A 12,354-nucleotide genomic window follows, 5' to 3' on the forward strand; every position below is an offset into this window, starting at 1 on the left:
GTAAGCCTAACGCGTAAGCATCGGCATCCGGTCAATGCGGCCGGGCGGGATCAGAAATCGTTAACGGCCGGCCCTCCGGGCCCCCATCAGGTAAAGGCGTTCTCGATGATCGAGTGGATGCCGATCGCAATCGTGACCGCACCGACCGCGACCTGAAGGCCGCGATTGGCCCAGGTCAGCCAGCGCGCCGATGCCGCCAGCGGCACCGCGATCACGCTGGACAGCACGCCCATGCCGATCATCGAGCCGATGCCGAACAGCGCGACATAGCCGAGCCCGATCACCGGGCTCGGCGCCTGCGACACCGTCAGCACCAGCAGCGCCGCCGAGCCCGCCATGCCGTGCATCAGGCCGACCAGCAGCGTGCGCCAGCGGAAGCCGTGCGCATGGCTGTGCGCGGCGCGGACGTGCGGCAGGGTTTCGCCGGCATGGCTATGAGCGTGGAAATGCGTGGTGGCGCCATGCGAATGGGCGTGGAAGTGCACGCGGTCGCGCCACAGCCGCCACCAGACATGGGCGCCGAGGCCGACCAGCATGATTCCGACCGCGGTCTCGATCGGCGCCGCGACGGTCTCCGGGATCGCGTGCCCGAGCAGGATCGCCGCACCGGCAAAGACGAACAGCGTGAGCGTGTGGCCGAGGCCCCAGGTCAGGCCGTGCTTGACGATGTCACCGACATGGGTGCGGCGCGCCGCGATGCTCGAAACGGCTGCGATGTGATCCGGCTCCAGCGCATGCTGCATGCCGAGCAGAAAACCAAGACTCAAGATTCCGAACATCAACCCTCCGCGCCGGCGCGTGACGACAGATCAAACACCACATCGCTGATCTTGTCAGGCCAGCACATCCTCAGACAAGCACCTCGTCAAACAGGCCCTGCATCGCCGCCCAGGAGCGGCGGTCGGCCGCGCGTCGTAGAGCGCCGACTTCATGATCGAGCCGTCCGCGGTCGGATTGGTAAAACCATGCAGCGCGTTGCCGTAGCTGATCACCTGCCAGTCGGCAACCTTGCCGGCGCGCATCTCGGTCTCGAACGCCGTGACCTGATCGGGCGGCGCCAGCGGATCGTCGGCGCCGGTCAACACCAGCACGCTCGCTTTCACCGCACCTGCCGCCGCAGGCTGCGTGGTCGAGAGCACGCCGTGGAAGCTCACGGCGGCCTTCAGCTCGGCGCCATCGCGCGCCAACTCGAGCGCGACAGTGCCGCCGAAGCAGAAGCCGATCGCCGCGCATCTCGTGGCATCGACCTCGGGCAGTGCGATCAGTGTCGCAAACGCGGCGCGCGCCCGCGCCCGGAGTTTCGCCGGATTGGTGCGCAGCTCGCCGATCAGCGCCATCGCCTGCTGCAGATCGGCAGCCTGTCGCCGCTCGCCGAACATGTCGGCCGCGAGCGCGACATAGCCGCGCTCGGCAAGCCTGCGCGCCCGCTCCATCGCGAAATCGCCGAGCCCGAGTCCTTCATGGAACACCAGCACGCCCGGGCGCTTTGCGCCGCGGTCCTTGAATGCGAGATAGCCGCGCAGATTGGCGTCGCCGCCGGCGTAGTCGATGTCACCTGTGTGCATGCAATTCTCGTCAAAGGCAGCGTGATCCGGAAAAGTGGGCACCGGTTTTCCGATACGGATCATGCTCAAACAAAAAATCGACCGTGATCCGGAACGCATCATGCGCGCGGGGCCGGAACTTCACACCGGTTTGAACGCAGAGCAAGGCTGCGTCGGAACAGGCGCGGCACAGCGAAATTAGCTCACCACTACGACGAGAGGAGACCTTGCATGACACAACTCAAAATTCTTGGTGCGGCGGCCCTGCTCGCGACGGCCATGGCCACCCCCGCGATGGCGCAACAGACCATCGGCACCGCCGTGCGCTGCTCCAATGCCACGCCGGACGCCCGATGCCAGACGATGGCGCCGGGCACCACCGCGACCACCTATCACCACCGCGCCTACCGGCGGGACCGCGACTGGCAGAATCCGAGCTGGCAAGACAGCTACAATCGTTATGATCCCGGCCCTGCCGACGTCGCCGCCGGCGTGGTCGGCGGTGCGGTCGGCACCGCGGCTGCGATCGCCACCGCCCCGTTCGGCGGCCCGGACTATTATCGCAGCGCCCCGATGGGCGGCGAGGAATATGCGCGGCAGAATGGCTTTGTCTGCACCCCCGGCACCTGGTTCCGCGGCAGCGACGGCCTCCAGCACCCCTGCCAGTAGCTCGGGCAAACGGCTAACTGCGCAAAAGGCGGCTCTCGGGCCGCCTTTTGCCATCCAGCTGGAGGCGAAACGCTCTGGCCGAGCCGAGCGGGGTCCGGCGTTGGTTCTGGCTCTGGCGCACCAAGTCTGCTATGCGAGCCCGCAAATCACACCATTTCGCCGGCTTAGCTCAGCGGTAGAGCAGCAGTTTTGTAAACTGAAGGTCGGGGGTTCAATCCCCTCAGCCGGCACCAGCTTTCGACCCCAGCTCACCGCCAATAGGCGCGCCACCGAGCCCCGGTTTGGCGGGCGTGGCGTTCGACCTCGAGGTTTGAGGCTTGCACTCACCGAAAAGGTTCCGCAAAATTGGGCAACAGGGAGCCACACACCGACTCGGGCAGGCACCGGATGACGGAACAGCAACTGCGGGCGCGGACATCTTTGCTGAAGGCAACGCTGTTGGTCTGCGCGCTGCTGATGGGCTACTCGGATCTCATCACCACCAATGAGATATTGCAGCGCGGAATGGGTGAGCTCAACCCGTTCATGCGGTTCACCCAGCAATGGCTGGGCGAATGGTGGCTCATCGCCAAGCTGGGCTTGACCTATCTCATGATGTGGATGCTTTGGCGCGGCAAGAGCGAGCGCCAGATGGCCTATGTGGTCGCCTTCATCGCGACGCCCGTCTACAACAATCTGATCATCCTCGCGGGCACCCATTAGCTGACCCTAAAGCGCGATGAGACCAAGTTGATCGTCATCGCGCTTTAGCTTGTCGTCTGAGCCTGATCTTTTCGGAAAGCCGCTTCGCACTTTTCCGGATCATGCTCTGGGGCTGATGCCGGCCGGCCGCCGTCGCACAGTGACCGTGTCGCACTGTTGTCACATCCCATTGATGTTTCGAAACATGTTCGGCCGCCGCGGCCGAGGATCGCGTTGGACAAGGCGCCGCAAACCGCCCTAAGCTCGCTCCATCGCGGCAACAGAGGCCGCCAAGGCGCGGTTCTGACGACGATGGACTGGTCCTACTATCTCGTGGGTGGTGCTGTTGTCCTGCTCCTGCTGGCCTATCGCCTCCATGGCGGGCTGTTTAGGAAGGACACGCTGCAGGACGAGCGGCTGAATCGACTGATCGATGAACGCATCGAGCGCATGGACTTCAAGCGCGAGAACAAGCACGAACCGTCCCCGCCATAACACTGGCCAGCCAGGCCTCGCGCGCTGATCTTCAGTCAGCCGAGATCGACCGCCGGCCGCGGCAGCCGCGCCAGCTCGCAGGCGAATACGGCAGCTCCGAATCCGGCGAAGCCTGCTTTGACACCGGTGAGACGTCCGGCACCAGATTCTTCGATGCAGACGCCGACGCAGTCCGCTGCTGCAAATCTCTTGATGATCCCGTGAACGCCGACCGTCCTGCGGCCGATATTGCCTTCAAACCGAAGTGCCTGGGCATCGAGTCCTCCATCCAGATTCTTGTGGCTCACGCGGTTTCTTGTGGCTCACGCCGTGCGTCGTCCCCAGGTCCAATCCGAACACGTCGTTGCGATTCAATCAAAGCGCTTCGCTTGATTGCCCACAAGTACAGAGAGAACCGTATTATTCCGGTATTCAGCAGATGCTTCACATCATCGATCGCGCAGCTGCACTGCATGCCATGCCACGTCGAGCGCGTAATGGGTCACGGCCTGCGCCACGACGAATTGTCCCGTTGCGCAACCTCTGTTCCAGGGTCGCGCCCACCGTCCGGCTCACTGGCAGGAATCGTGGGATCCTTCCCGTAGCATCACCCATCCCGCACCTTGCTGCTGTTCTTGCAACCCAAAACGGGGTATGCAGAATGTCGGATGGGACATCAGCCAATGACCTATTTGATCCTTGCCCGGGACGGCACCAGCCAGATCGTGTTGAAGCGCGACAGCGAAGACGCGGCCGAGAAGAAGGCGCGCGAGCTGAAGGAGATGGGATGGTTCGAGGTCGAGGTCCGCGAGGACAAGGCCGGCGATGCAGTCCCCGGCACGCTGACCGATCGGTCGTCCCAGACCCTGCAATGAACCACGTCCTTCGGTGAACCTTTGTCGGATGGCCCTTACACATGTGTGAGGAGCCTACCATGTCCGACACAGCACATTACCGCTTCCAGTCCGACCAGGCGCGACGGCTGGCCCGCCAGGTCACCGATGCCGCGGTGCGCGAGAAGCTGCTCGAGATGGCCGAGGAGTATGGCCGCTACGCCGACCTGATCGAAGCGCGCAGCACCGAGCCGGGCCTGGCTGCCCAGGTGACCCACTAGGCCGCCCTGTTCCGTCAGCGGTCAGCAAGTTCACGCGTCAGGGACAAGCTTGGAAGCTCTCGACGGCATCCTTTTCCTGCTCGCGTCGATTTTGGGCTGGCCGATCCGGTGGATCGGCCGATGGCTGGATCGGCAGCCGCATCGCGACCCGTCGCAGATATCGACCCTTCACAAGATCGGCCGCCTCGCGCTTGGCTTCGCCATCACCGCCGCGATCCTGGTCCCGTTGGGCTGGCTCATCTTCTGATCAGGACGCGCCATGGCTCCGCCGACCACCGCTTGATGCAAGGCCTTAAGCGGCGGCCGAATTCCGGCGAAAACGCCTGAGGATTTGCTCGGAACGTTATGCACTCTCGCGCGATTTTCCTCGCACGAGAGTCCGCGAAGCCAACCGCAATCTGCGGCGAACGCCGAACTCCGGCTGGCCGCGAATCAGGCACCGATCGCCATCCGACCCCGGCCCCGACCGTCGGTACCCGGTTCGCCCCGAACACCACCCCCCGCCGGCACGGACCGCCCTACGCACCCCCCAATTGTCACAATTATGTCACCGCACCTGTGAAACAGGCGTCTTCGTCAACCATCATGATGGCGAGCGCTTGATTCCGGGCGGTTGCTTTGCTGGAATCCGCGCGCTCAAGGTGCGCCATGAAGTGGATGAAGGAACGCGATCTCCTGATCGCGCAGACAATGGCTTTCGTACAATCGGTGAAGGGCAAGCTGCCCGACGCCGAGCTGCCGACGCCTGCCGCACGGACGGCCGCGCCACCGGCGCCTGCCCCGCTGCCCGCCACCCCGGCAGCCGTGACCGAGGCTAAACCCGTACTGGACGACAAAGCCCTCCTGGAGATGCAGGCCGCCTTGGAGATCAAGCCCGCCCTGGAGATCAAGCCTGCGGCCGAGACTCGGATGGTGATGCCGCCCCCGCTTCCGGTGCCGACCGTGCTCGAGGGCCTGCCCGCCACACCGCCGCCCTTGGCGGTGACAGTCGTCGAGGTGCCGCCACCCCCGGCGCAGCCGCCGCAATTTGCCAAACTCGACATCAGCGGCGACTTCGGATCCGAGGTGCGGGAACGGGTTGCCAATTTCCGCGCCCAGCAGCAGCGTTTCCTCAAAGAGCGCGAGGAATACTGCACCACGACGATGGCCAAGGTCCGCGCTGCGATCCGCGACAACAGCGAGCTGCCGCGCTCCGGCAAGTAACCGGAGCCCCTTTCTCCGCACCGTCTGCTGGCTTTAGCCCCGCGCGCCGGATTTCACCGGCTCGGTCAGAAAGCGCCCGCTTGGTCGCGCCAGCGCCGGCTCCTCCATGGCATCACCGGCCGGCTGCCTGCCTTCCGCCATCGATCGCAAGCTCGCCATCGCCTGGGTCATGCGTTCGCCGAATTTGACGGCGGCGCCATCGAGGAATGCCTTGTCCTTCGGCTTCGGCTTGGCGATCCGCAGCTCGAAACGCGACGTCCCGTCCGGGCGTTCCAGAACGGCCCGGGTCATGATGATGCGCGGCGCGCCGGGCACCGGCAGCGTGATGCCGACCGTGAAGTAATCGACCGGGCGCCAGTCGAGCGTTTCCTCGACATTGGTATGGCTGCCGTGGGCGCAATGATTTTTGGTGCCGACCCCACGGCGCCCCTTGCCCGACTCCTCGACGATGTCGTCGGCGTCCCACCACTTCTGCCATTGCCCGGGCACGGTGATGAACTCCCACACCGTCTGCGGGGGCGCGGCGATGTCGAACTCCAGGATCGCGTAGGCGTCGTCGCGCGTCACCTCCATCCGGACCTGCGCGTCATCCTGCTGCCACGCCGCTTCGAGATCGCGCGCCCACAGCGTCACGTCGCCAATGATGTCGATGGTCTCTTGATGCGGGATCAACCCTTGCGCCACCGGATCGACGCCCATGGCGCGGATCGCCGCATCGCTGTAGAGCGCGTAGGCGCGGCCGCCGAGTTTTTCGCCAACACTGTTCTTGAGCAGCCGATGGACCAGGATGACGTCGCGCCCGGCGAGCTCCTCCCTGCCGCCCATCTTCTGCTTCACCATCTCGCCGTGATGGATCACGAATTTGAAATCGAGATCGCCCATCGCGACGCAGGCCTTGCACTCGCAGGTCGAGGCCTGGCGGATGTCGCGCAGCCGCCGGCGGAATTTGAAATAGGCGCCCTCGATCGCGTCCTGCAGCAGCGAGCCGTCGACTGTCCCAGTCGAGTAGACGAACGCGGCGTCGCCCTCGAACTTGGCGAGGCGAAATGGCGGGCGCAGCCCCTTCACCACCACATCCATGAAATCGGCGATGATATCCTGCGCATGGTCGAGCTCGACCGCCGCGAGGAAGTTGGTGTAGCCGGAGATGTCGGCAATCGCGAAATATGCGGCTTCAGCTTTCGGAAGCATCGAGACCTCCAGCGCAACCGGTTCACGCCAATCCCATGGATGCGCAGTTTGTCACACCCTCTCGCGATCCGCGACTACAACAAGCCGCCGCGCTCAGGTAAATAGCACACCGCCCTGCACCACGACCTCGTCATGTCCTGGCTCGTCCCGGCCATGACGGAGGACGACCCGGAGCCAAAGTCAGCGGCCGCCGATCTTCTCCAGCACCGGCAGCAGATACTTCAAGAACTCGCCGGGGTTCTCGCTCATCGGGAAATGGCCGAGGCCTTTCATGATGGTGGCCTCGGCTCCGGCGATGCTGTTCGCCACGGCCAGCGTTTCTTCCGGCGTGCAGGAATAGTCGTATTCGCCGGACAGCAGGAACAGCGGGCAACGTTTGGTGTCGATCTCGGCGACGCGGGCGCGGATGTCGCCGTCGATCTTGTAGAAATAGAGGTCGCCCTTGAACACGCCGGGCCCGCTCTGCATGTAGTGCCAGAGCGTCTCCCACTTCTCCTTGTCGGGCGCGTCGGGCCCGACAAGGCCCGAGACGATGGCGGCCGCGACCTCGCCGCCATGGACGTCCGGCCGGTGCAGGAAGTTCAGGTCATAATAGGGATCGACATGCGCGCCGGCCTGCAGGCCGATGATGGCGCGGAAGCGCTCGGGATGCTCGAGCGCGAGATGCAGAGCGATCCGCCCGCCGATCGAGCAGCCGATCACGATCGGTCTGTCGAGCTCGAGCGCGTCGATCACGGCGAGGATCATCGCGGTGTATTGCGCCGAGGTCAGCTGGTATTCCTCGTCGTGCCAGCCTTGCGGCGGCGACGACTTGCCGTGCCAGGGCATGTCGAAGGCGATGACGCGATGATTGCGGGTGATGCTGACATCGTTCATCAGGCCGCGATATTGCCGCCCGTCGGCGCCCGCGGTGTGCAGGCAGAGCAGCGGCGTACCCTCGCCCGCTTCCTCGACATAGACGCGGTGTGCCCGGCCGGACAGTTCGAGTTGCATGTAGCGGCCGACGATCGGTTCGAATTTGGCGCTCATGCCGCGGCTCCCTCGCCGCGCAGCTTGCCGAGCGCCTCCTTGAAGTAACGCAGGTTCGCCATGAAGATCTGAAGGTCGCCTTCGGCCTTCAGCACGCGGCGCTTGATCAGCGCCATCAGGTCGTTGGAGCCCGGCGGCGGCCGCGTCTCGCAGAACTTGTCCCACTCCTCGTCCGAGGTGCGCAGCGCGAACGACGATGACGGCATCACGAACGGACCCTTGGTCACCGACACGATGCGGCCGTCATGGATCGCGATCAGCCAGGCGGCCTTGCCGACCTCGAGAAGGAATGTCGTGGTGAGGAAGCGGCCACGCCGCACCAGGCCAGCGTCGCTATTGACCCGTTCCTGCAGCGTTTCGATCATGCTTGCTCTCCCCGACGGCCGCCGTTCTGCGGCGGCTTGTTCTGCGTGCAATGATGGAAGGAATGCGGGTGCCGTCAATCGGCGCCGGCGTCGCGCGGCCACGGCGTTTTCGCGCGGGCCGCCACATACGGATTTTGGCTAGAGCCGGGAAATCGAGAGCCAGATCCCCTAAAGCCAGGACCAGACCAGCGCCACGTTCGCGGCGCAGGCTGCGAGCAGCGCGACCGCTAGCGCGAGCTGCACGCGTTCATCGGGGGTCTGAAGGATCGCTCTCATGGGTCGGAGCATCCGGCGATTCTACCCGGAGAGTCCCGGGGATTCTTTTTTCCGGGGTTTACCGCTCATTAAGGACTCAGGCCCTTCGGCCAAAGGCCCGAAATGACTCATATTTTCAGATGCTTGCCCGGATCGCCGCTCACGGTTCCGTGATCGGAACAGCGTTATCGGCTGAAACCCGGGACGGGCCTTGGCGTTGTCGTGGGTTGTTTGGGGAAACGACGAATGCCGTACGCGCTGTTCTATCAAGACGCCAAGCTGAGCAAGGCGTATCCAACCGAGGCCGATGTCTGGACGCTCGCCAGGAAATCCGGACTGGTGGTCGATGCCATCTCGGAAGAGGAGAAGTCCTCGCCTCGCCCGGTGCTCGACAATGATTACGAGATCCGGGCCTGCCAGCTCGAGCCTGACGAGGATCCGGTCAAGAACAAGGCCGATGCCGATCGGGAAGCGCGCCTGGAGCCGCGGTTGAACTAGCGATGCGGCTCCGGCCGGCGGCGCATGGCGGGCCGGATGCCGAAAACGCGGTCGGTATTGCCTACGGTGTCGCCGTCGCCAGCGAGGCCTGTTCGGCTGCGAGCGACACGCAAATCTTCCGCCGATGCAGACCCCGGATCGCACCCGTCACCTTGAGCACCTTGCCGGCCGTGCAGGACGCATCCTGCACCAGCACGACCTCATAGGGCGCGAGCGACAAGGGTTCGGATTTAAGGACGGTCTGGGCAACGCACGGTGCAACGACCGCAGAGAGGATCAGCCCTAACGCAAAACTACGCATGTTTGTTTGTCCACCAGCCCTAGCGTTCCCATAATAACGCATCACGATGAAAGTTCCGTGCAATGCAGGAATTATTTTTTGCATTGCACGATCAGGCGTGAATACCGGCTGAACAAGCAAACGTCAGGCCAACAAAAACGTCCGGCTAACAAAAAAGGCCGACCCGAAGGCCGGCCTTTCGATATCGATCTCTAAACGACGACGATCAGTAGCGGGAGCCGACCGGGCCGCCCCAGCCGAAGCGGTAGTTGACCCCGAGCTTGACGGTATGTTCGTCGTTCCGGAAGCTCGCGCCGACGATGTCGGCCGGACCGCTGGTGAAGGTGGTCTTGCCGAAATTGTAATACTGGTACTCGGCCTTCGCCGACCAGTTCGGGGCGAACATGTATTCGAGGCCGGCGCCGACCGTGTAGCCGTCCTTGTGGCCGCCATCGGTGGTGAAGGCCGTCGGCACGCCGCCGACCGAGGCCGTGATGTTGTTATTGTCGCGCCAGGCATAACCGCCCTTGGCGTAGAGCAGCGCCGGCCCCCAAGTGTAGCCGAGCCGGCCGGTCACCGAACCGAGCTGGTCGGAATTGCCGGTCACGACGGTTCCGGCGGGGAACGTCAGGCCATTGTTCGAGGAGCTCGGCAGCCAGGAGTACTGCGCCTCGATACCCATCACCCAGTTGGGGGCGAACTGATAGTCGAAGCCGCCCTGCACGCCGCCCATGAAGCGCGCGTCGCTGCCCATCAGATTGTTGCCGTCGGTGAACGCGCCGCCGACATGGCCGCCGATGTAGAAGCCGGTCCAGTTGTAGACCAGCGCCGGTGCGGTATAGGGCGGCGGTGCCTTGGTATAGGTGCGGGCCGGCATGTCAGCCGCAAACGCCGGGCCCGCAAAGGCGGCCAGCGCGACTGTGCCGAGCAAAAACTTCTTCATCTCTGATCCCCGTTACGAACGCTGCGCTGTTAAACCAAACAACGTGACGCCAATTAGGTTGCTTTGGGGCAATGCCGGACCTGTGATGTTTCCAAGCTGTGACGAGGTCGCAACAACGCCCGTTTGTTCCTTGGCACAGAAGGTTTTTTCACCGGTTAAGCAGCCGCATTTCGGCTGCATGTAAGTCGCAAACGGCTAAGTTGAAGTTCAATGCTCCGCGAAAAGTGATCGGAGTTCGCTAAGGATCTGGTCAGGGCTGCGACAAGCCGCCGCGCGCGCTTCAGCGCGTCAACTTTTCCAGCTCGGGAAACGCCGCGTAGGACGCGCCGGCGCACTGTTCGGCGGGATTGTCGAGGATGCGGTCGAGCCGGCCGTCGACGAACATGACGCCGCGCTCGCGGGCCGGCCGGTAATTGCCGTCGGTCTCCTTCGCGCTGTAGCGCAGGCACACCACGTAGCGCAGCCGGCCGCCGACCGTGCGCTGCGCCGGATCGGCAATCGCCGCCTCCCGGACCCCGACCGGGTTGTTCAGATAGGTTCGCATGAAGGCGAGGATCTGGTCGCGGTAGCGGTCCGGGAATGGCTGGTTGGCGACGCCGCGATCATCGGTGAAGGTGGTCGGCCCGTCGCCATCGTCGCTGGTAAGGCAGCCGGCAAGCGGGATCGAAAGCAGCAAGACCGCCGCCAGTATTGATGAAGTCCGCAAAGTCAGCTGTTTCATGGGTCCCCGGCGGGTCTCATAAACCGCCGGGCGGCGGAAGGGAATTCGCAACTCGGTTATTGCCGGGCTGCAATGGTCGCCGTACGGGTCTCAGCCAATGCCCGGACGCACTCCGACCCGCCGCCATTGGGGAAGCAATGGACAAGCGGGCCGGTTCTGCATCCAAAGGGAAGCAGCGGGGCAATGTGGATCGAACTACGTCCCTCGGATCAGGCTCAGTCGCGCTGATCAGCCGCGCTTGGCCGGCACGACGTGCTTGGTGGCGACCTTGGCCGAGACGTGCTTGGACGCATGCTTCGGCGACTTCACCTTCAGCATGCCCATGTGCTTGTGGTGGTGGTGATGGCGATAGTGCTTGTGGTGCATCTTCGCGTTGGCATTGCGCACCTTCGCGGGCAACTGCTCGCTCTTGACGACCGGGGCAGCCTTGGTCGCCGGGGCGGTCGTGGTGACCGGTGCGGGCGTTGCGGTCTTGCCGGTTTCGGCGGCGAGCGCGGGCGCTGCGATCACGGACATGGCGAGCAGCGCTGCGGAAATCGTCTTCAACATGGTGGTCCTCCTCGTCGGGATCGAGAGGTTTCCGGCCGGATGGTCGGCCTCACCGATCAATGCACGTGACCTTAGGGGCCGCGCACTGAACCCGTTCTGAAGGGCATGGACGGAATTCATTCATGTGAATGACATCTTGGTCATGTTGCCGGCGCGGCCCGCTACGCGCTGACATCACGCAATCGTGGATTCGGCCGGGAATGTTCTGCACCCTTGGGTGTTCAAGTCATCAGGCTTCGGTGTAGGATTACCGAGCACGATCTGGAACGATCAGGAGCAACCAGGAATGAGCAAGACGACGAAGTTTTTGGGCCTCGCAGTGCTCTCGATGACCCTCGCCGCCGCGCCGGTCATCTCGGCCTACGCCGCGGGCAGCGACAATCCCTCGCCGCCGGCTTCCGACAGCGGCAACAAGGGTAAGAAGGCCAAGAAGGACAAGAGCTCCGCGATCGACGATCAGAAGTTCCTGGCCGGCTATCGCGCCGCCTATACGACGATCTACGACAAGCACGATTACACCGCCGCGATCGAGCAGCTGAAGGCGCTCGGCCAGGACGACCGTGCCGATGTCGCCAATCTGATCGGCTACTCCTATCGCAAGCTCGGCGACTACAAGGTCTCGCAGGTCTGGTACGAGCGGGCGCTGAAGGCCGACCCGGCCCATGTGCGCACCTGGCAATATTACGGCCTCTGGCAGGTCGAACAGGGCAACCGCGACCAGGCGCAGTATCACCTGAACCGCATCGCCCAGCTCGCCGGCACCAACAGCGACGAGTACCGCTCGCTCGCCGCAGCGCTGGAGAAGCCCCCGGGCACCGGCCTGGTCTACTGAGCCAAG

Annotated in this window: 19 protein-coding genes and 1 tRNA gene; 10 read left to right on the plus strand and 10 right to left on the minus strand. The window is 64.0% G+C overall.

What is annotated here, in order from left to right; translation table 11 throughout:
- Window positions 1-86 precede the first annotated feature (86 nt).
- Together JQ616_RS13475 and JQ616_RS13480 are read right to left on the minus strand one after the other, a co-directional pair.
- The gene (locus JQ616_RS13475) at window positions 87-779 is read right to left on the minus strand and encodes an urease accessory protein (RefSeq protein WP_212015088.1); all 693 of its coding nucleotides are present in this window, start codon (window positions 777-779) and stop codon (window positions 87-89) included.
- Window positions 780-833: 54 nt separating this feature from the next.
- Window positions 834-1,565 carry a dienelactone hydrolase family protein gene (locus JQ616_RS13480; RefSeq protein WP_212015090.1) on the minus strand — a complete coding sequence of 244 codons (732 nt, stop codon included), beginning with the start codon at window positions 1,563-1,565 and terminating at the stop codon, window positions 834-836.
- 210 nt (window positions 1,566-1,775) lie between these two features.
- On the opposite strand from JQ616_RS13480, the gene JQ616_RS13485 reads away from it, so the two are divergent.
- The 4 genes from JQ616_RS13485 to JQ616_RS13500 all read left to right on the plus strand — a co-directional run bounded on the left by JQ616_RS13485 (window position 1,776) and on the right by JQ616_RS13500 (window position 3,389).
- On the plus strand, window positions 1,776-2,213 hold the full coding sequence (locus JQ616_RS13485) for a hypothetical protein (RefSeq protein WP_212015092.1): 438 nt from the start codon (window positions 1,776-1,778) through the stop codon (window positions 2,211-2,213).
- A gap of 158 nt (window positions 2,214-2,371) precedes the next feature.
- A tRNA-Thr gene (locus JQ616_RS13490) sits at window positions 2,372-2,446 on the plus strand.
- A 154-nt stretch (window positions 2,447-2,600) separates the two neighbouring features.
- Window positions 2,601-2,915 carry a DUF5658 family protein gene (locus JQ616_RS13495; RefSeq protein WP_249136752.1) on the plus strand — a complete coding sequence of 105 codons (315 nt, stop codon included), beginning with the start codon at window positions 2,601-2,603 and terminating at the stop codon, window positions 2,913-2,915.
- A 213-nt stretch (window positions 2,916-3,128) separates the two neighbouring features.
- On the plus strand, window positions 3,129-3,389 hold the full coding sequence (locus tag JQ616_RS13500) for a hypothetical protein (RefSeq protein WP_212015093.1): 261 nt from the start codon (window positions 3,129-3,131) through the stop codon (window positions 3,387-3,389).
- A 35-nt stretch (window positions 3,390-3,424) separates the two neighbouring features.
- Here JQ616_RS13500 and JQ616_RS13505 read toward each other — a convergent pair whose 3' ends face one another.
- Window positions 3,425-3,676, minus strand: coding sequence for a hypothetical protein (locus tag JQ616_RS13505; protein ID WP_212015094.1), 252 nt, complete (start codon window positions 3,674-3,676; stop codon window positions 3,425-3,427).
- Window positions 3,677-4,051: 375 nt separating this feature from the next.
- Between JQ616_RS13505 and JQ616_RS13510 the strand changes: the two genes are divergently transcribed.
- From JQ616_RS13510 to JQ616_RS13525, 4 genes are all read left to right on the plus strand, one after another.
- A complete protein-coding gene (locus JQ616_RS13510; RefSeq protein ID WP_212015095.1) occupies window positions 4,052-4,243 on the plus strand; it encodes a hypothetical protein in 192 nt (63 codons plus the stop codon).
- Between the two features lie 59 nt (window positions 4,244-4,302).
- A complete protein-coding gene (locus tag JQ616_RS13515; protein WP_212015096.1) occupies window positions 4,303-4,482 on the plus strand; it encodes a hypothetical protein in 180 nt (59 codons plus the stop codon).
- A gap of 49 nt (window positions 4,483-4,531) precedes the next feature.
- Complete coding sequence (locus JQ616_RS13520; RefSeq protein ID WP_212015097.1) at window positions 4,532-4,729, plus strand: hypothetical protein; 198 nt, start codon at window positions 4,532-4,534, stop codon at window positions 4,727-4,729.
- 401 nt (window positions 4,730-5,130) lie between these two features.
- Window positions 5,131-5,685, plus strand: a complete 555-nt coding sequence (locus JQ616_RS13525; RefSeq protein WP_212016399.1) for a hypothetical protein — start codon at window positions 5,131-5,133, stop codon at window positions 5,683-5,685.
- A 33-nt stretch (window positions 5,686-5,718) separates the two neighbouring features.
- On the opposite strand, the gene JQ616_RS13530 is transcribed toward JQ616_RS13525, so the two are convergent.
- The 3 genes from JQ616_RS13530 to JQ616_RS13540 form a co-directional block, all read right to left on the minus strand.
- Window positions 5,719-6,876, minus strand: coding sequence for a DUF2652 domain-containing protein (locus JQ616_RS13530; protein ID WP_212015098.1), 1,158 nt, complete (start codon window positions 6,874-6,876; stop codon window positions 5,719-5,721).
- Window positions 6,877-7,056: 180 nt separating this feature from the next.
- Complete coding sequence (locus tag JQ616_RS13535; RefSeq protein ID WP_212015100.1) at window positions 7,057-7,905, minus strand: alpha/beta fold hydrolase; 849 nt, start codon at window positions 7,903-7,905, stop codon at window positions 7,057-7,059.
- Window positions 7,902-8,270: a hypothetical protein gene (locus JQ616_RS13540; protein WP_249136754.1), complete on the minus strand. Its 369-nt coding sequence runs from the start codon at window positions 8,268-8,270 to the stop codon at window positions 7,902-7,904. The genes JQ616_RS13535 and JQ616_RS13540 overlap by 4 nt, the downstream gene beginning before the upstream one ends.
- Window positions 8,271-8,771: 501 nt before the next feature.
- Between JQ616_RS13540 and JQ616_RS13545 the strand changes: the two genes are divergently transcribed.
- A complete protein-coding gene (locus JQ616_RS13545; RefSeq protein WP_212015102.1) occupies window positions 8,772-9,023 on the plus strand; it encodes a hypothetical protein in 252 nt (83 codons plus the stop codon).
- A 61-nt stretch (window positions 9,024-9,084) separates the two neighbouring features.
- Here JQ616_RS13545 and JQ616_RS13550 read toward each other — a convergent pair whose 3' ends face one another.
- The 4 genes from JQ616_RS13550 to JQ616_RS13565 form a co-directional block, all read right to left on the minus strand.
- Window positions 9,085-9,324 (minus strand): DUF6719 family protein, encoded by a 240-nt coding sequence (locus JQ616_RS13550; protein WP_212015104.1) that lies wholly within the window; start codon window positions 9,322-9,324, stop codon window positions 9,085-9,087.
- A gap of 205 nt (window positions 9,325-9,529) precedes the next feature.
- Complete coding sequence (locus JQ616_RS13555) at window positions 9,530-10,246, minus strand: outer membrane protein (RefSeq protein WP_212015106.1); 717 nt, start codon at window positions 10,244-10,246, stop codon at window positions 9,530-9,532.
- A gap of 280 nt (window positions 10,247-10,526) precedes the next feature.
- Window positions 10,527-10,967 (minus strand): hypothetical protein, encoded by a 441-nt coding sequence (locus tag JQ616_RS13560; RefSeq protein ID WP_249136756.1) that lies wholly within the window; start codon window positions 10,965-10,967, stop codon window positions 10,527-10,529.
- A gap of 228 nt (window positions 10,968-11,195) precedes the next feature.
- Window positions 11,196-11,516 (minus strand): His-rich protein BRANT, encoded by a 321-nt coding sequence (locus tag JQ616_RS13565; RefSeq protein ID WP_249136758.1) that lies wholly within the window; start codon window positions 11,514-11,516, stop codon window positions 11,196-11,198.
- Window positions 11,517-11,802: 286 nt separating this feature from the next.
- Between JQ616_RS13565 and JQ616_RS13570 the strand changes: the two genes are divergently transcribed.
- Window positions 11,803-12,348, plus strand: coding sequence for a tetratricopeptide repeat protein (locus JQ616_RS13570; protein ID WP_212015110.1), 546 nt, complete (start codon window positions 11,803-11,805; stop codon window positions 12,346-12,348).
- Window positions 12,349-12,354 lie beyond the last annotated feature (6 nt).

This window comes from Bradyrhizobium tropiciagri (genome assembly GCF_018130545.1).
GTDB lineage: Bacteria > Pseudomonadota > Alphaproteobacteria > Rhizobiales > Xanthobacteraceae > Bradyrhizobium > Bradyrhizobium tropiciagri_A.